The sequence below is a fragment of the Aliiglaciecola aliphaticivorans genome, from assembly GCF_054782055.1.
The window spans coordinates 74,950-92,230 of sequence record NZ_BAAGTF010000025.1; the positions used below are offsets into that span (position 1 = coordinate 74,950).

At 39.8% G+C, this 17,281-nt stretch carries 15 protein-coding genes; 2 read left to right on the forward strand and 13 right to left on the reverse strand.

Annotation, left to right across the window (positions count from 1 at the left end; genetic code table 11):
• Positions 1-104: 104 nt before the first annotated feature.
• Entirely contained in the window at positions 105-782 is a 678-nt protein-coding gene (locus tag ACYVIL_RS14260; protein ID WP_303474219.1) for a helix-turn-helix transcriptional regulator, read from the forward strand.
• A gap of 64 nt (positions 783-846) precedes the next feature.
• Here ACYVIL_RS14260 and ACYVIL_RS14265 read toward each other — a convergent pair whose 3' ends face one another.
• From ACYVIL_RS14265 to ACYVIL_RS14285, 5 genes are all read right to left on the reverse strand, one after another.
• Positions 847-1,623: a CsgG/HfaB family protein gene (locus ACYVIL_RS14265; protein WP_303474218.1), complete on the reverse strand. Its 777-nt coding sequence runs from the start codon at positions 1,621-1,623 to the stop codon at positions 847-849.
• Between the two features lies 1 nt (position 1,624).
• Positions 1,625-2,071 carry a curli assembly protein CsgF gene (locus tag ACYVIL_RS14270; protein WP_303474217.1) on the reverse strand — a complete coding sequence of 149 codons (447 nt, stop codon included), beginning with the start codon at positions 2,069-2,071 and terminating at the stop codon, positions 1,625-1,627.
• A gap of 4 nt (positions 2,072-2,075) precedes the next feature.
• Entirely contained in the window at positions 2,076-2,513 is a 438-nt protein-coding gene (locus ACYVIL_RS14275; RefSeq protein WP_460312967.1) for a CsgE family curli-type amyloid fiber assembly protein, read from the reverse strand.
• Positions 2,514-2,578: 65 nt separating this feature from the next.
• The gene (locus ACYVIL_RS14280) at positions 2,579-4,042 is read right to left on the reverse strand and encodes a curlin (RefSeq protein WP_303474215.1); all 1,464 of its coding nucleotides are present in this window, start codon (positions 4,040-4,042) and stop codon (positions 2,579-2,581) included.
• A gap of 30 nt (positions 4,043-4,072) precedes the next feature.
• Positions 4,073-4,564 (reverse strand): curlin subunit CsgB, encoded by a 492-nt coding sequence (locus ACYVIL_RS14285; RefSeq protein WP_460312970.1) that lies wholly within the window; start codon positions 4,562-4,564, stop codon positions 4,073-4,075.
• 434 nt (positions 4,565-4,998) lie between these two features.
• Here ACYVIL_RS14285 and ACYVIL_RS14290 point away from each other — a divergent pair, with 434 nt between their 5' ends.
• Positions 4,999-7,497 carry a S8 family serine peptidase gene (locus tag ACYVIL_RS14290; protein ID WP_460312972.1) on the forward strand — a complete coding sequence of 833 codons (2,499 nt, stop codon included), beginning with the start codon at positions 4,999-5,001 and terminating at the stop codon, positions 7,495-7,497.
• Positions 7,498-7,573: 76 nt separating this feature from the next.
• On the opposite strand, the gene ACYVIL_RS14295 is transcribed toward ACYVIL_RS14290, so the two are convergent.
• The 8 genes from ACYVIL_RS14295 to ACYVIL_RS14330 form a co-directional block, all read right to left on the reverse strand.
• Complete coding sequence (locus ACYVIL_RS14295) at positions 7,574-8,341, reverse strand: sulfite exporter TauE/SafE family protein (RefSeq protein WP_460312974.1); 768 nt, start codon at positions 8,339-8,341, stop codon at positions 7,574-7,576.
• Between the two features lie 88 nt (positions 8,342-8,429).
• Positions 8,430-9,416 (reverse strand): aldo/keto reductase, encoded by a 987-nt coding sequence (locus tag ACYVIL_RS14300; RefSeq protein ID WP_460312976.1) that lies wholly within the window; start codon positions 9,414-9,416, stop codon positions 8,430-8,432.
• Positions 9,417-9,589: 173 nt separating this feature from the next.
• Positions 9,590-10,225: a glutathione S-transferase family protein gene (locus ACYVIL_RS14305; protein WP_460312978.1), complete on the reverse strand. Its 636-nt coding sequence runs from the start codon at positions 10,223-10,225 to the stop codon at positions 9,590-9,592.
• A gap of 182 nt (positions 10,226-10,407) precedes the next feature.
• Complete coding sequence (locus ACYVIL_RS14310; protein ID WP_303474209.1) at positions 10,408-11,238, reverse strand: prephenate dehydratase; 831 nt, start codon at positions 11,236-11,238, stop codon at positions 10,408-10,410.
• A gap of 138 nt (positions 11,239-11,376) precedes the next feature.
• Positions 11,377-13,455, reverse strand: a complete 2,079-nt coding sequence (locus tag ACYVIL_RS14315; protein ID WP_460312980.1) for an extracellular solute-binding protein — start codon at positions 13,453-13,455, stop codon at positions 11,377-11,379.
• Between the two features lie 59 nt (positions 13,456-13,514).
• Complete coding sequence (locus tag ACYVIL_RS14320; protein WP_460312982.1) at positions 13,515-14,687, reverse strand: mechanosensitive ion channel family protein; 1,173 nt, start codon at positions 14,685-14,687, stop codon at positions 13,515-13,517.
• Between the two features lie 143 nt (positions 14,688-14,830).
• Positions 14,831-16,783 (reverse strand): response regulator, encoded by a 1,953-nt coding sequence (locus tag ACYVIL_RS14325; protein WP_460312984.1) that lies wholly within the window; start codon positions 16,781-16,783, stop codon positions 14,831-14,833.
• 22 nt (positions 16,784-16,805) lie between these two features.
• Positions 16,806-17,264 (reverse strand): response regulator, encoded by a 459-nt coding sequence (locus ACYVIL_RS14330; RefSeq protein ID WP_303474205.1) that lies wholly within the window; start codon positions 17,262-17,264, stop codon positions 16,806-16,808.
• Positions 17,265-17,281: the final 17 nt, after the last annotated feature.

Genomic DNA, 17,281 nt, shown 5'->3' on the forward strand with positions numbered 1-17,281 from the left:
CCTTAAATTGATTGAACTTATAACTTCATGTATGTATTCTAATCGTTACACTACCTTAAAGTGTGATAATAAAAAGAGGGTAAACCCTCAAAGGACTCTAAGCTATGCAAGGAAATAGAGCGTTTGTTATTTCGCCACAAAAAGAAGATATTCACAAAAAGCGGCACTGTAAATTAAATCACTTTCTCGATCTTGTAGACGCTTGTGGTTTTGATTTGCAAGTTGGAAATTTTTGTCCCAAATCTGATTATATTGCATCTTTCGACGTTATATTTGTTGATTGTAAATCAATTAATAAAAATGCAATTCATCAAGTACCGGTTTTAAAATACAAAAACTTAATCAAAATTATTTTCTTTAATGCTTCTAGTAATCTGGACTTTGAAATTGCCGCCATTAAACAAGGCGTTGCAGGAATATTTTATGCCAACGATAAATTAGAGATTGTTATAAAAGGCATTAATACCATAAAGCAGGACAGAAAATGGTTTCGCAGAAATGCATTGGAATTACTCATCAATGAATTGTTAAATGATGCCAACTTTTCCAATGAAATAGTCGATCGAAGTCAAACAGGCTTTTGGCAGCAATCGTTAACCAAACGCGAACAAACCATAGTGAAATACATTAGCCAAGGGGCGCAAAATCAAGAAATAGCGGACCAACTGCACATCAGTGTTAATACGGTGAAAACCCATATCTACAGTATCTTCAGAAAAACTGATTGCAGAAACCGAGTGGAGCTTATTACGTGGTCACGGCAGACAGCAGAAACAGCCTGATACTTGGCTGTTTCCATTGTCAGCTTCGCGCAAGTGGGGCACTTTTCATGAGAAACCTGAGTGTTTAGGCCCGTGCTTTCCATACCCCCTTATTGATGCCTTTTAAGACTAATTCAGAAATCGCTTTTTCGATACTTTGCTGAACACAAGTAAACATAGGTTCGTTAGTTGTATAACCGGCTTCTATTTCTGCCAGTCGTTTGTAGCTTATATAGCGGAATAAACCTGCCCGAATTTCTTTGCTCAACACCTTTTTGCTGGTTGAGACAGAAACCAACACTTGTCCTGTACGCACGTCTATCGCTCTCATGTACACAGAGATCTGATCTTCTCTAAATAACTCCGATGCATTAATACCAAAATACTCTGCGCCAAAACCTCCCGTTTTAATATTAGAGTCATAGCTAATGATGCCTCCTTCGATAATGATCTTTGCTGTGGTCAAAGGCGGTAATTCGGTTTTTTCATTCCCATTGTTCTCGCCTTGCAGTGCCGCTCTAACGATCTTTCGTTCAGTTAGAATATTCTGCAACCCTTCCCGCTCAACTGGCAAAAACCAATCTGTTTCACTTAAAGCTTGCATCAAAATAGATGTTGCTCCTTGCGTCACAGCGGTGCTAAAAGAACTGGCACCACTACTTGGTTTGTATTGACCCGTCTGATCTCTGAATGCATAAACCGAAACAGGGATAGAACCAAAAGGTTTAGGTAAGCTCTTAAGTTCTTTTAACGTGGCCGAATCTTCAATGACTATTGCTTCTTCAGTACCAGGGGGAATAACATTACCCAGTGAACTGCACCCTGAAATTAATAGGCTTAGTAATACAACATAGTGCTTCATATTAACCAAACCTTGGTATTTCAACGATGGTTATCTCATCGGTGATTATATTGGTAATTTCTACTATGATGCTATCTGGATTGCTAGTAACTAACTCCACTTGGAACTCGCCACTAACAAAAATGGAATCTTCAGAAAATATACTTTCAATGGGATCACCATTTTCATCATAACTGACTTCTCCAAATGCCAAATCAGTGACTTCTCTGACGATTCTATTAATATAAGCCCTTTCCAAAGATTCTTGTAAGCTTTCAGCGTATGTACGCTCGCTACTTGACGCACTATGGGTATTTTGTGCATTAGCCTTACTTAGCAGATAACTACCGTTCAATGGATTTCCACCAAAACTTGGGTTAATGGGTTCGTAAACTAGTTCAGTTGCTAATATTGGTGAGGAAAATAGCCCCACGAGAAAAGTTAACCTAATTATTTTATTTTTTTGCATATTTTCACCATTCATCATCCGCAAGATCAGGGTTATTTTGACTTATGCCTGAACGTGACAAAGCATCGATTAAAAGAACCACTGCGGTTTCAACTCGTTGTTTGATTGGGGTTTGTCTGCGCCCCATGTAGGTTTGATAGATTGTTTGGTTAGCAAAGTGCACTGTTAGCTTTGTGCCAGCTTGGGGCACAATAATTTCCTTTATCTGCACATTTTGGCCAAATGTATCGGGTATGTCTCGCCAATATTTACCAAATTCGCTAGCGAATTCATGTCCTTGACGACTGATTGTGTTGTCTAGTAATAAGCCACTTAACGCCAGCTCATCAGCTAACGCAAAGGTAGGTTTGAGCAAAGTTAAGCCGATAATTAACAGCCAACGACTTAGCCTAAAACTTAACTCAGACAATGGTGTGAACTGTTTTTTATTTATTAACTTCATTTGTAAACACATAACTCAGGCAAAAAATAAAAGGGGGAAAAATCCCCCTATTTTTTGTCTAAATTTTACAATTGAGTAATAGTGGCGACGTTATAATCCCCCACTTGATTAACGGTAATGCTACCACCGACACCACTCATACTGCCGGTAACGAGATTATCGTTACCCACTTGTGAGATCGATAGGCTCATTCCGTCTCCAGTAATAGTCATTGCATATGCGTCGTCACCCACAATCCAGTTATCATTACCTTCTTGTAGGATGTCCACTGAATTTTCAGAGCCATCGATGAGTAAGTCCAACACGTTTAAGTCACCCACTTGTGCAACTTCCAAGGTATTATAATTACTGTCGATATTGCCACCTAAACGGATAACAGCATCATTTTGACTACCTATTTGTTCAGCATCGATAATATTATCATCGGCATAGTAGCCGCTAGGACCATCTTCTCCAACTCCAGCTTCAGCCAATAGTGTATTTTCATCTCCTTCTTGGGAAATTGTTACAAGATTATAAAACCCATCAAAGTTCACTGTACTAGCGAGGTTGAGATCACCATTTTGGAAAATTGAAAAATCATTGTTACCGCCAATAGATCCTGTGTAGCCAGAATTAGCATCACCGATTTGGGTTATTTCATAATCACTATTATCACTAAGATTATCAATAGTAGCTTCGTTGAAATTACCAAATTGGGTAATTTCCGCGCTTGAGTCGTTTCCTTCGAATAAGCCTAATTCAGCGTAGTTATCATCTCCAGTCTGTTCAAAGTCTACGCTATTATCATCACCGTATACATAACCGTAAATTCGGTTATATTCACCGTCAGATTCAAGTTTTACTTCGTTATCGTTGCCTGTAATTTCTGAGAAACTTGCAATGTTGTAGTAACCGCCTTGATCCACTTCAACTTCATTTCCGTCACCGACAAGATAGCTAATATAGGATTCATGCCAATCTTCGGTTTGCGTAATTTCGACTTCATTACCGTAACCATCAATGGAGTTATTCGCCCAGTTACCGCCATCCCCCTGATCCACGATTAAAATATTATCATCACCAGTAATATCATTTATGGAACGATTAAAGATAAAACCAAAGGGACCACCGTCTCCCATTTGGGAGATTTCCACTTCATTAAAACTACCCTGAACTATCACTTCAGCATCATTTTCGATACCATTTTGATATAAAGTTACTTCATTTTCATCACCAGTGACGACCCCATAAATGAGGTTACCCTCACCTAATTGTTCAGCATCAACCATATTTGCATCACCAACAATGGTGATATCAAGGCCGTTATAATCGCCCTCTTGCATCAATATAGCTTCGTTACCCAGCGCATTTCCTGTGGGAGCTGATTGAGTTAAATTGATAACGTTACCTACAGCATCAATCATGAAATCGGATTGGATGGATGGATTGTCATCTTTCACTGCAGTTTGTGCATTCGCGATACTAGCTTGCCCTGCTAATAAGGCCATCAAAATAGAACTGGCTACTGTCGTTTTTGTAAACTTCATTTTCTTCTCCATGAGTCATTGTAAACAGCTTTACTTCTTATATTGGGTGATGTTTACAACCATATCGTTTCCAATTTGATGAACAATAAAACTCTGCTCACCTTGTTGGTTTATATTTGCCAAATTAAAATCACCTTGTTGCACAACCTCGAGCAAATTTTCATCACCGCTTTGCACCAAATCAACATAGTTTCCTACACCAATTTGTGTGATGTCAGCAAAATTGCTACTACCATTTTGTGTCACATTTATATGATTTGAAGAATTGGCTGTTTGAATTATAAGTGTTGTGTTGTGTATGCCGTATTGGTCAATAATTAACACGCTTTGCGATGCATCGGAATTGACTGTACGAGCGAGACTTAATGTCAAAGGAGAGTCTATAAGGTCTAAAGAGTCTTGTTGTGAAAAGCAAGCAGAGGATGAAAAAAGTAACGCGCCTGAAAAAACAACTGACCCCACATTATTGAGAGAGTGCATACTCCAAAGTCTGTTATTCTTGTTGCGAAGACTTCCTATCATCTTTTACTACTCCTTAAACACTACAAATTCGGCTCTGAAACCTGCGAATGACTTTAAACCTAACCCGCTATTAAGCGCTATAGCCCTAAAGTTGTATTTATTATTACCATAAAAATTAGATAGTTAAGCAAATTACAAAGTTGACCAAATTCCGCTGTTAGCACTTTAGTACTAGGAATTACCTAAGTGAGAAATTAGCATGGGGGAGCGTTTCCGTTGTCACTAAGCCTTTAGTACTAGAATCAAGAAATAGCGCAATATTCTTACCAAAAAAGTTGTATTTTATCTATTTTAGGTGGAAAAATTACACAAACTAGGTCTACGCTAACCAAGTTGTGTAAATGCAAGACTCATTGTTATGTTGTTTGGAGAATCTATAACCGTCACTTAGCCAAAAGCTAAGTTTGTTTGTGTTTATTTAGGATTCTTTAATTATGAAAGCCAAACTTTCTGCAATCACACTAGCGTTGTTGCCAGCGCTAGCCATTAGCCATGCCTCTGCTGCTAGTTCGCATGGGTATAAATCAGATTCCGTCATAGTCGTATATAAAGACGGCGTTTCTGCGAGCCAAAAGAAATCAGCCAGAGCCAAAGTTGCTGCTCGTATAACCGATTTAAACCGAGATGAAGTTGATGATCGCTTTTCCCATTTGATGAATGGTCGGATAGCAAAACTAAAACTCAATGGAAAATCTGTAAAAACTGCACTTGAAACCCTCAGGGCCGACCCTGCCGTTTTGTACGCTGAGCCAAATTACATCGTTAAAACTGCACTTATTCCAGACGATACTGAATTCGGTTCATTATGGGGGTTAAATAATACAGGCCAAAGTGGCGGCATTGAAGATGCTGATATCGACGCGCCTGAAGCCTGGGATATTACCACTGGAGACAGCAGTATCGTCATCGGTGTTATTGATACTGGTGTAGACTATTTACACGAAGATCTTAACGATAATATGTGGATGAACCCAGGTGAAATAGCGGGGGATGGTATAGATAATGACGGTAACGGCTATGTAGATGATGTATATGGTATTGATACTGTTAATGGTGATACCGATCCTATGGATGATCAAGGACATGGCTCGCACGTTTCCGGAACTATTGGGGCAACCGGTAATAACGGTATTGGGGTGGTTGGAGTTAGTCACCAAGTGTCAATTGCTGGCTGTAAATTCCTTGCTGCAGACGGTTACGGGGATACCGCTGGAGCCATCGAATGTATTGATTATTTTGTAGCGTTAAAAGACAGTGGCGTTAATGTACGCGCACTTAACAACAGCTGGGGTGGCGGTGCATTTAGCGACGCCTTGAAAGATTCTATTACTGCTGCTGGCGATGCAGATATTTTATTTGTAGCTGCAGCAGGCAACGATGGCACTGATAATGATGTCCTACCCCACTACCCATCTAATTATGACAACGACAGTATCCTAGCCGTAGCCAGTGTTAATCGAACCGATGGCGACTCTGGTTATTCTTGGGGTTTAACAACGGTAGATATGGCTGCCCCCGGTACCGCAATTTTGTCTACCACGCCAGGAAACGGATATTCTAGTTACTCGGGCACGTCAATGGCTACCCCTCATGTGGCTGGTGCTGCGGCTTTAGTGTGGTCATTAAATCCAGATTTAACTGCCCTTGAGATGAAAAGCTTGTTAATGGCAACCGGAGACGATAACGCGGTAATGCAAGGTCGCACGGTGACAGGTAAACGTCTTAATGTACACCAGGCACTGTTAGACGCAGATCCAACTCCGGGCTTCAAATTTAGTGTTAGCCCCGTTAATTTAGACATAACAGCAGGCGAAAGTGCCGTTTATACCTTTGAAGTAGGTAGTATTTCGGATTGGGATGGCGAAGTGAGTTTATCCTTAACAGATGCGTCAGGTTTGGGCATGCTATCAGCAACAACCGTTGAACCAGGGGACACTTTTACCCTCACAGTAGATACCCTTGATGATACCCCTTATGGCGACTACGAATTTATAGTAACTGGCACAAGTGGCGACATTGTTAAGGAAAAAACCCTAGGTTTATATGTATTCCCTCAAGGCCTAAACGACTTTGTTTACAGTAATAACACGTCAATACCTACACTTCCTAACGAAGACGATCCCGATGATATTGGTATTGATTCAGTGATTACCATTGCTGATCCTCTAACTGTTTTTGGCACCAGTACCTTTGTTAACATTACCCACACCTATCGTGGAGACTTAATCTTAACATTAACCTCTCCAGCTGGCACTTCAACCGTGTTAACGGCCAATACTGGAGGCGCCGAAGACAACATTATCGAGAGCTTTGAATCCAGTGCATTTGATGGTGAAGTGGCTACCGGTGACTGGACATTAAATGTTCTTGATATCTACAACGGTGACAATGGCACCCTCAATAATTGGGAATTAACCATTACGGGTGTTGGTGACGTTGCCGATACACCACCGGTTTCGGCATTTAGTTATGAATCTGAGGCCTTGCAGGTAACCTTTACCAATGAAAGTACCGATGTTAATAATGACATAGTTAGCTATCTTTGGGACTTTGGTGACGGCAGCACATCAGTAGATGTCAATCCCGTTCACATATTCCCTGCCACGGGTAGCTATGACGTTTCCTTGACCACCACTGATGCAGAGGGGCAATCTGATACTTCTGTTCAATCTGTTGCCGTATCCAGTGTTGACATTGAGGTAGAAGTAGATAGAGCCTATATGTCACGCTTTGGCAACTTACGGGTCGATTTGTCATACTCAGGGTCAAGCGCAGATATGGTTGACATCTATCGCAATGGCGAACTTCTCGAGACCGTAGAAAATACTGGTACCTATCGTGATAGAGAGCGTAGAGCCACAGACACAACCTTCGTTTACATGATTTGTGATGAAACCACAGCATGTTCAGACGAGGTCACCGTGTCTTTTTAAGTATTAACTAAGCGTAAAAGCCCCGTTTTCGGGGCTTTTTTATGTTCTTATTACACTAGGGGACTTAACCTTTACCTCAGAACTTACCTTCATATATGGCCACCCCAGCTTGCCACACTAAATGAATAGACATAAGGGTTAGGATCAGTTTAAAAACCCCCTTGAATTTTTCCGCAGGAAGTTTTTTAAGCAACTTGATTCCAAACCAGGTTCCTACTGTTCCGCTTAACACCATAGCAATGATTAAAGGCAACCAATCCCAAAAAGCAAATCCTATGGCGCCAAATACCAGTGCTTTTAAACAATGTTGAAACGTCATGGATGCAGAAAAAGTCGCGGTGAAAGCGAGTTTGTCATAATTGTTAATGTACATATAACTCCCCACCAAAGGGCCACTAGCTCCAACAAACATAGACAAAAATGTGGTAACAACGCCAACGATAACTTTTGAGAATCGCGACCTTTCATTAATCGTGGGTAACTTCGCCCATAATAAATAGATAACAAACACACCAAGCAATAATTTCATTATAGCCAGTGGTAATTGAGTAACAACTAAGGAAGCTGATAAAGCCCCTAAAATCGCCCCCATACCAAAATACAGCAGCATATTTTTATCAAGATGTCGGAAAGTTAAAATTGCCCTATTCGCATTTGAACCTAATTGCACCAAGCCATGTATAGGTATGACAGCAGAGATTGGCATAACTGCAGCCATAACAAGTAGCAAAAAAACGCCACCTCCGGCACCAAAGCCAGCAGTAACAAAGGAACTAAAACCAGCAACTATGACTAACAAAATAATAAGTGTCGGGCTTAAAAAATCGTTAACAATAATGTCCATGCTTTTACACCACAGCTTTCACAACTTTGACCCTCAATATACATTTGTTTGGCAGCAACAAATATGTGCAATAAACGTTGTATTTAAATTAGAATTTTTCAGTATCAATTTCTAATTGTGTGGCGGCTGGGTAGCGAGCTCCTACAACAGCACTATGAATAAAAACCTCTTCAAGTTGCTTAAGATCAGCCGGTTTTAACACAATTTTTGATGCCTGCATGTTTTCTGCTAAATGGTCAATCTGGGTGGTCCCAGGAATGGGCAAGACATGAGGACCTTGATGTAATAACCAAGCAAGGCTTAATTGGCTGAGTGTGCAATTATATGCATTCGCAATACTGTGGATTTGTTCAAGCAAGGATAAATTTTCTCGCAAATTATTAGCCTGAAATCGAGGCATGTTTTTACGAATATCTTGGTCTAAAAAGCCACTTGAATCATTAATATCACCACTTAAAAAGCCCCTTCCCAAAGGAGAAAATGCGACAAAAGCAATATCTAACTCCAAACAAGTTTCTAAGCAGGCAATTTCCGGATTTCGTGTCCACAATGAATATTCACTTTGGAGGGCTGAAATAGGATGCTCAGAATGGGCTTTTCGTAACGTCACAGCAGACACTTCTGACAAGCCGATGGATTTGATTTTACCTTCATCAACCAAACGAGAAAGTTCACCGACACTTTCCTCTATGGGGATACTTTTATCCCAACGGTGCAAATAGTACAAATCTAATACATCTGTTTGCAGACTAGACAAAGACTGTTCTATGGTTTCCCTAATGGCCTTTGGAGAGCCATCAATGACTCGTTTGCCGTCCACGGCGCGCATACCACATTTACTGGCTAAGAAAATACGCTGACGATGGGGTTTAAGTACTTTTCCCACTAACTTTTCATTGGCTCCAAAACCATACAGTGCCGCAGTATCAAAATGGGTAACACCGAAATCCAATGCTTTTTCAAGTAACGCAATACCATCAGATTCTTGGGGAGGAGTACCATATGCATGACTCAGATTCATGCACCCTAAACCAATCTCAGACACCCAATTTCCTGCAATACTTCGTTGTTTCATATGATTATTTTAACTCCACATTATATTCAAACTGGGTGTTCTACCTTGCACAACTAACGAGCAAAAATTAACTTAAATTAGCTGAAGGACCCCATCACCTTTAAACACTTAGCCACAAAATGTTATTTTGCGAATTAACTTTATAAAACCGAATAACCCTTTGCTTTTAATCCTTATTGATTGGCTAGCTTCTCTTTTTCCAACGCACTGACGACAGCATCACGTTTCAGCATAGCTTCCGTATGCCTAGCCAAATTTGGTAATGTTGACAAGCTAAAATCACAGCGCTGCAATCTAGAGATGATCCAGAAAATATAAGCATCCATAGCACTCCATTGGTCACCATACCACCAAGCACTGTTCGCTAATTTTTGTTCTACCCAAGCTAAGTTCTCAAGTAAAGCTGCGAGGGCTTTTTGTTTTACGCTTGTTGCGCAACTCTCATCAGCAAAAAAACCTGGAATGCAAAATCGCGTCACTAACGGATGAATTGTAGATGAACAAAAACATAGATCGGAGATTTGTTGATACTCAGCTAAACCTGAATCAACGTTTGGTAATAAATTAGCGTCTGGAAAGTGTTCGCTAATATATTTGATTATCATTGGGTTTTCAGTCAGCACCTCGCCATCAATAGACAGCGCAGGTACTTTCGATTTAGGGTTGATTTGCTTAAAATTAGCGGTTTTGTGTTCGCCTTTCATTAAGTTTACCCAATGAACACCATATTCAGCTTTCGCTTCTTCTAACAAAATCAAAGACACTCTTGAGCAACTTCCTGGCATCGCAAATAAGGTTATACTAGACATAAACTACCTATGTTAATCATGTTTATTAATGCAATTATCAGTTGATGAAAATTGCAAAAATTAAGAAAATCCCAGCATTTGGCTCGCTAAGTTGAATCCGAAAACTAAATAGCAACTCATTTGAAAACTTACCCACAAAAAGCTGGAACTCAAGAAATTGACAACCAATGTTACTAAAAGCGTTAACTAAGACTTTTCGCTTTTTTGTAAGAGCCGAGCAGCTTTAGATTATTTGTTTTACCTATCTCACTCAACGCTTCGGCAACAATAGGATCATCCATATTTCCATCAAAATCGATGAAAAAGTGATATTTCCCAAAGGTTTTTCGCGTAGGACGTGAGATTATCGAAGTAAGGTTGATATTTCGCTTTGAAAAAGAGAGCAGCACTTCTCCTAGATAACCTGGATGATCATGGTCATCGAGCACAATTAAACTGGTTTTATCCGCCTCTGGTGATGTTGGCAAAGCAGTTTTAGACATCACTAAAAATCGAGTTTGATTGTTTTTATAATCATTCACCTCTTCAACTACCAGCGGAAAATCATCTTTTCGATAAGATGTAGAGGGAACAATTGCCGCACTAGGTATGTCGGCATCTTTAAACCGATTGAGGGATTCAATATTGCTATCTGTAGTCACAATTTTCGCCTGACTAATTTCGTCTAAGAATTCAAAACACTGGCCCCGCGCGACAAATTGCACATACAATTGTTGAATCTCAGATAACGAATTGGCATTACTGATCATTGAAAACTTGATGGGCAGTATAATTTCACTTGCAACATACAAATCTGCGGCAATAAGCTCATCTAAGACAAGTGCTATAAAGCCCTCAGAGAAGTTTTCGATGGGAATAATACCGATATCACAGCTTTTACCTATTTCAGAGAGGGTACCAACAATCGTTGGAAAATATTCCACTTGATAGGTATCTGATTGATTGGAGGTATAAATACCAGTGGCCATGTCAGAGAACGTACCTGGAGGCCCTAAAGTTGCAATTTTTTTCATAACATCTTGTTCTTAATACAAGATTCTGATTGTACACCTTCCAGATAGATGGCAACAGTAGTTGATTGGATTTTCAGTGTAGAATAGCGCTTTTATAGCGCGTATTTTTAATCGGCATTTTACGAAAACAAGATAAGATTAAAAATACCCCGATATTTGCATTTGTCTTTCAACTAATTCCTGACTTTGTTTCAAAGCAAATTCTATCGTAATCTCTTTTTTTAGGGCCTTTTCAATTAAAATACCCACTTGGTCTCCCATTGAGGTAAATTCCGGAATAGGCACATATTGAACCCCTAAATACGGACTAGGTTTCAACGTAGAATGATACAAGTCGATATTGTTAATAGTATCAATGACAATTGGCGCAAAAGGCGCAGCTTTAATATAGGCTTCATTTTGATATAAGGACTTACGCGTTCCCTGTGGAATTAAATGCCATCCGTATTGTTCAGCAACTAAGTCGATATATTCAGTTGATGTAGCCCATTGCGCAAATTTCAAAGCAGCATCTTGCTGAGAAGATGAACTGGGAATGGCAAAAGACCAAGTCCATAACCAATTGGAACCGTTTTTGTATAAAGCTACTGGAGCATTTGCCATTTTAATATGCTGACTAAACTCGGATTGAGCTGGATCTGCCAGTGAACTAGCAGCAATAGAGGCATCGACCCAAATTCCACATTTTCCTTTTTGGAACAGGTTGAGATTTTCCACATAATTGTTTTCTACAGCATTAGGTGGGCCGAAATTAGTAATCAAATCTATATACATAGAAACGGCATTGTGCCACTCCCGCGTTGCAATCTGAGGACGCCAATTTAAGTCAAACCAACTGCCTCCATAGCTATTCACCATAGTCGTAATCAGTGCTAAATTGGATCCCCAGCCAGCTTTGCCGCGCAGACAAATGCCATAAACCCCTTTTTCAGGTGCATTCAGCTTTTTAGCAAACTCATATAATTGAGCAAAAGTTGGCTGCTGCGGCATAATAATACCGGCTTGTTCAAATAAATCTGTGCGGTAATAGGTTACTGAAGACTCTGCATAAAAAGGTAATGCATAAAATTTTTCGTTAAAGGAAACATCACTTTTAACACTTTCAACAATATCATCTAAATCGTATTTTTCAGATAGCCTGTCGATTGGTATTATCCAGCCATTTTTAGCCCAAATGGAGACTTCATATGAACCTATGGTCATAATATCGAATTGCCCTGCGTTAATCGCTAAATCCGTTAATAACCGCTTTCGCAACATTCCCTCATCTAACACTTTCCAAGAAAGTTCAATACCTGGATTTTTTGCTTCAAAGTGAGTGGAAAGTTCTTTTAAAATTAGCATATCAGCATTGTTCACAGTGCCGATCACCAGCGGGATTTTGTTAGTATTATTGCTGCTATTTAGCTTTGGAGATGGAGAAAAGCCATGTATTGCCAACAGCTCTGCCAAACGACCATCTGCCACCATTGACGCTAACCCCTGATTAAAGAGCGCTAAATATCGTTGAGCATTTGCATTATCTTTAGCAAAGGCAACATGAAACTCTTTATCAACTAAAGGGGGGTAGATAAACTCTAACATACCAATCATATGCGGACGTTGGGAAACAATTAAGTGGCCCGCACTGAATTTATCGATAAGTGCAAAATCAATACGTTTGGCGTAAAGCTTATCAATGTTGACTAGGTTGTTTGACACATATTGTTTGCTTAAAGTGCTCGACTTTTTAATTAATTGTTCTGATGTGCTCCCTCTCACTAAACCAAAATGGTAATCACGCAATGCAGCAAAAACTTCATTTACATTTTTTTGCTCAAGGTCATCGGATACATTGGTATCTTTGCGCTTCAATAAACCGATTACATCTCCTGGGAATGGATTTGAATAGAGAAATTTATCAGATGCAACATTATTTTTATAAACTGGCAGGATCCCGTCAACTTTGCCCTCAGTCGCTAATTTTTGTGCTCTGGCCGCGGGATAATAGACAATATCAACGTGTATTCCTTGTCGATTAAACGCTTCTGTAACAATTTGATGAACGTAGCCTTGGTTAGGTAGACTCAAGCCAATATAAGGAACATGCTCTTCTGCAACCAGCAGTATCTGCTCTTTGGCATTTATCGATCCCATAAAAATTAAACACAACACAAAGTAGAGCATCTTCCCCTTGCCCTTTAACTCTGTAAAAAATGTGCTTCGCTTATCATTCAATTGGGACGACTCCATTTATCCTTAAACACCAAATTCCATACTTGTTTTTAATCATTCACCTAAAGTATATTCTGCCCCTGTTCAGGATTTCTCGCAGATTCAGCTTGGCTGCGAATGCTATCTGCATCACTACTCAAATCTTCAGTAAAGTCTGATGCTTGCTCTCGCCCTTCTATTTTAGATGATAAAGCTTGATTATCCAATTGATTGTCTTGTTTTTTCAACAACTTATTCTCTTGGTCATCTTTTTCTTGTTGTTTTAATTTAGCGGTAATCAACTGATCTGCATCAGATATTTTAATGCCTTCGGGAAATATAACTTCCCGCGCATCATCCGGCATACTAATTCCCGCTTGTTCAAACTCATTCAATATTGTTCTCATTAATAATGAAGACACTTTCAATAAACTATGCTGATGGGTGTTGATCCAAAAGTATACTTTCAGGTTGACTGTTGAAGATGCCAGGGTATCAACTAAAACTTGAGGCTCAGGTTCATCTAATACCGCGTCTGTCATTTGCAAGACGGTCATTGCTAGCTTTTGTGCTTCAACGACACTAGAGTCATACCCCACCCCAATAACAAAACTTCCCCGGGAATTAGGATTGGCACTGATATTCCTGATAATATTCTTGTATACCGTTGAATTGGGGATCTGAATATGATCGCCATCAAAATCGAGTAACGTGGTTGCTCTGGCAGTCACTTGCTTGACGACACCTATATGACTTTCCACCTGGATAATATCGCCAATTTTAAATGGCTTCTGAATACTTAGCAGTAAACTTGAAATGAAGTTCTCTGCGATGTCTTTAAATGCAAAACCAATAATCAAGCCCGCCACACCAGTACCACTTAAAATGGCAACAGCAAACTCACTTAAGCCTGCAAAACGTAGAAAAATATAAGCGCCTAACAAAATAATTAGTAATTGAAAAACACGCCGAATAACCACCCTGATAAGTAGACTGGAACTAATATAGGAAAAGGGTTTGAGCATCCATTCTGAAATATAGCGTGAAGACAGATAAAAGATGATGAAGATCACTAGCCCAAAAATAACAGACGGTAATGCTTGTAAGAATTCAAACCAATAAGATTGAATCTCATTCCAGATAACATTCGATTCTTCAACAATGGTTGGCGGCGCACCTAGCTCGCTTTGCCCATGCGCCTGAAAACTGCTCATCACAATTAGGTATAGAAGGTTAATCGCTAGTTGTTTCAACATGGATAATCACACCTCATTAAAATTGAGCCTAAACATTACTCTACACTACCATTTCTTGATTGCGAAAATTTAGCATTTTCGGACGCTGATTAACTATTTTTACTTTATGATCCGCTAATGCGCTGCTGATTTCAGTAAATGAGTTAGCCAAATAGATTTTGTAGCTGTTGTAAGTTAATAGGTTTAAGCAGAGCGCTTTTGATCCCGTAATGTTTTAACTCATCATTGGTGATTTCTTCACCACTTACAATAATCAATTCACTATTTGACTGAAACTGACCAATTTCAGTTGCCAAACTAAGACCATTTCCATCAGGTAAATTTTTGTCGAGTAGAATATGGGTAAATTGTTTCGATTGCCTAACCAGACTTAAACACGACTGATAGGAGTTGGCGATCACGGCGGTAATCCCTAGGCTCTCAAGTAAAAGAACAATGAGTTCTGCCGCGTCTATATCATCTTCTACCACTAGAACACGTGGTTGCTGTATATTTTCGGGTGCTTTGTTTTGATGATTTTCGGATTCCCAATCCGTTTTTGTTGATTTCAAATGGTCTGCGATTGATTGAAAAAGCACGTTACGATCGATTGGTTTACCTATCACGCTATCAAAACCTAATGATTTCAGTTCCAGGTCTACACCTTTCATATTCGCAGCAGTCAATGCTAAAACCGGTTTGCAAAAACCAAGTTCGCGAATTTTAACAATGGCTTTGCGACCATCCATGACCGGCATGTGAATGTCCATAACAACGAGATCAAAATCACTTTCAGGCTCTTCTATGGCCTTAATCGCCTGACTGCCATCTGCTGCAAAACGCACATCTAATCCAAAGGCGCGACACATTTCGCCGACCAATTGCCTTATGTCAGATAAATCATCGACAATCAGAACTTTTCCTGTAAGCTGCGGATACTTTTCAATTCTTTGAGAGTCTGAAACTTTCACATCTAAGGCTTCAAGGGGGCTTCTTAGCTCAATAGGTAACTTCAGGCTAACAGTAAATTCACTGCCTTCTCCTAATTTGGATTCTACACTGATCTCCCCATCCATTCGCCGCACCAGCTCAGTAGCAATAGCTAAGCCTAGACCTGCGCCCTGCTCTTTCTTTAACGTCACATCTTCTAATTGTTGAAAGGGGATGAAGATAACGTCAATTTGACTTTCCGCGATACCAATCCCAGTATCACAAACTTTAAATCGTATGTGTTCAGGCTGCGCCGGGTCAAAATCCACACAAAGAGATACCTCACCAAAATCAGTAAATTTAATTCCATTAAAAAGTAAATTGATGATGACTTGCCGTAAACGAGTGGGATCTGCATAGATGGATTCAGGTACCAGGGCCGATGCATAAAATTTAAGCGCTAATCCTTTTTCACTTGCAGGCATTTGCATCAAGGTCAAGATATCCCCGACAAAACTATTTAATTTGATATTGGCTGGTTTCAATTGCAGTTTTCCAGCCGCAATTTTAGACAAATCCAAGATATCGTTTAGCAAACTCAGTAAGTGTTGGCCATTGTTTAAAATTGTAGAAAGCTCTTTGCTTGCATCGTTAGCTTTATCACCGTTTAACAAAAGTTCGGTGTATCCCAAAATTGACGTGAGGGGTGTACGCAACTCATGACTTAAATGGGCGATAAATCTGTCTTTGGAGCGACTTTCTATTTCCGCGTTCAAGCTCTGTTGACGCGCTTTTTCAATCTCAGCTCGAGAAATAGCGTAGCGAATAGCCCGGGTGAACCTCGCATTAGTAATATCACCCTTGACTAAAAAGTCAGCGGCACCAGCTTTCAGTGCTAGCCTATCGAGATCATCATCAGACTGACCGGTAAGCATGATGATGGGGACATGGGAACCTAGAGCTTGGGCTTTTTCTAAAACATCGATGCCAGTATAGGCCCCTAGATGATAATCGAGCAGACAAATTTCATGCACATTTTTTTGCAATTGATCTAACGCATCGTTTAAGTTCGTTACCCAATCAATTTCAAAATGATGACGATCAAGTTTTTCTAATTGATCTTGGGTGAGAATATAATCATCTTCATCATCTTCTACGATTAAGATACGTGCTGATTTCACATCCATATTACGCAATCACCTTAATTGACTATTCTCTATTTTCAGGCAACTCAACAATCTCAACCCAATACTTACCTAACGCTTTCATCACTTCCACCAAACCTTCAAAATTTACTGGTTTGGTAATATAAGACGCCGCGCCTAAACCGTAGCCTTTCACTTTGTCTTCTTCTTCCTTTGAAGTGGTTAAAATCACCACTGGAATACTTCTCAAGTTTGGATCGGCTTTAATTTCCGCAAGGGCCTCCCTTCCGTCTTTGCGAGGCATATTCAAGTCGAGTAAAATTAAACCGGGTCTAGGATACTTTTCCTTGTCGGCATATTTCCCCACACGTTTTAAGTAGTTTATTAACTCCACGCCGTCCTCTACACATTGAAGACTATTGAGAACTCGACTCTCATTCAGGGCGTCTTGAGCGAGCAAACGATCATCATCGTCGTCGTCGGCCATTAAAATGACTAATGACCTTTTATTTGAATAAGGCATTTATTTCCTTTCTTAAT

What these genes read in the sequence shown, in the direction of transcription:
- ACYVIL_RS14260 (WP_303474219.1), top strand. Translation starts at nt 105, where the DNA reads ATGCAAGGAAATAGAGCGTTTGTTATTTCGCCACAAAAAGAAGATATT.
- ACYVIL_RS14265 (WP_303474218.1), bottom strand. Translation starts at nt 1,623, where the DNA reads ATGAAGCACTATGTTGTATTACTAAGCCTATTAATTTCAGGGTGCAGT.
- ACYVIL_RS14270 (WP_303474217.1), bottom strand. Translation starts at nt 2,071, where the DNA reads ATGCAAAAAAATAAAATAATTAGGTTAACTTTTCTCGTGGGGCTATTT.
- ACYVIL_RS14275 (WP_460312967.1), bottom strand. Translation starts at nt 2,513, where the DNA reads ATGAAGTTAATAAATAAAAAACAGTTCACACCATTGTCTGAGTTAAGT.
- ACYVIL_RS14280 (WP_303474215.1), bottom strand. Translation starts at nt 4,042, where the DNA reads ATGAAGTTTACAAAAACGACAGTAGCCAGTTCTATTTTGATGGCCTTA.
- ACYVIL_RS14285 (WP_460312970.1), bottom strand. Translation starts at nt 4,564, where the DNA reads ATGATAGGAAGTCTTCGCAACAAGAATAACAGACTTTGGAGTATGCAC.
- ACYVIL_RS14290 (WP_460312972.1), top strand. Translation starts at nt 4,999, where the DNA reads ATGAAAGCCAAACTTTCTGCAATCACACTAGCGTTGTTGCCAGCGCTA.
- ACYVIL_RS14295 (WP_460312974.1), bottom strand. Translation starts at nt 8,341, where the DNA reads ATGGACATTATTGTTAACGATTTTTTAAGCCCGACACTTATTATTTTG.
- ACYVIL_RS14300 (WP_460312976.1), bottom strand. Translation starts at nt 9,416, where the DNA reads ATGAAACAACGAAGTATTGCAGGAAATTGGGTGTCTGAGATTGGTTTA.
- ACYVIL_RS14305 (WP_460312978.1), bottom strand. Translation starts at nt 10,225, where the DNA reads ATGTCTAGTATAACCTTATTTGCGATGCCAGGAAGTTGCTCAAGAGTG.
- ACYVIL_RS14310 (WP_303474209.1), bottom strand. Translation starts at nt 11,238, where the DNA reads ATGAAAAAAATTGCAACTTTAGGGCCTCCAGGTACGTTCTCTGACATG.
- ACYVIL_RS14320 (WP_460312982.1), bottom strand. Translation starts at nt 14,687, where the DNA reads ATGTTGAAACAACTAGCGATTAACCTTCTATACCTAATTGTGATGAGC.
- ACYVIL_RS14325 (WP_460312984.1), bottom strand. Translation starts at nt 16,783, where the DNA reads ATGGATGTGAAATCAGCACGTATCTTAATCGTAGAAGATGATGAAGAT.
- ACYVIL_RS14330 (WP_303474205.1), bottom strand. Translation starts at nt 17,264, where the DNA reads ATGCCTTATTCAAATAAAAGGTCATTAGTCATTTTAATGGCCGACGAC.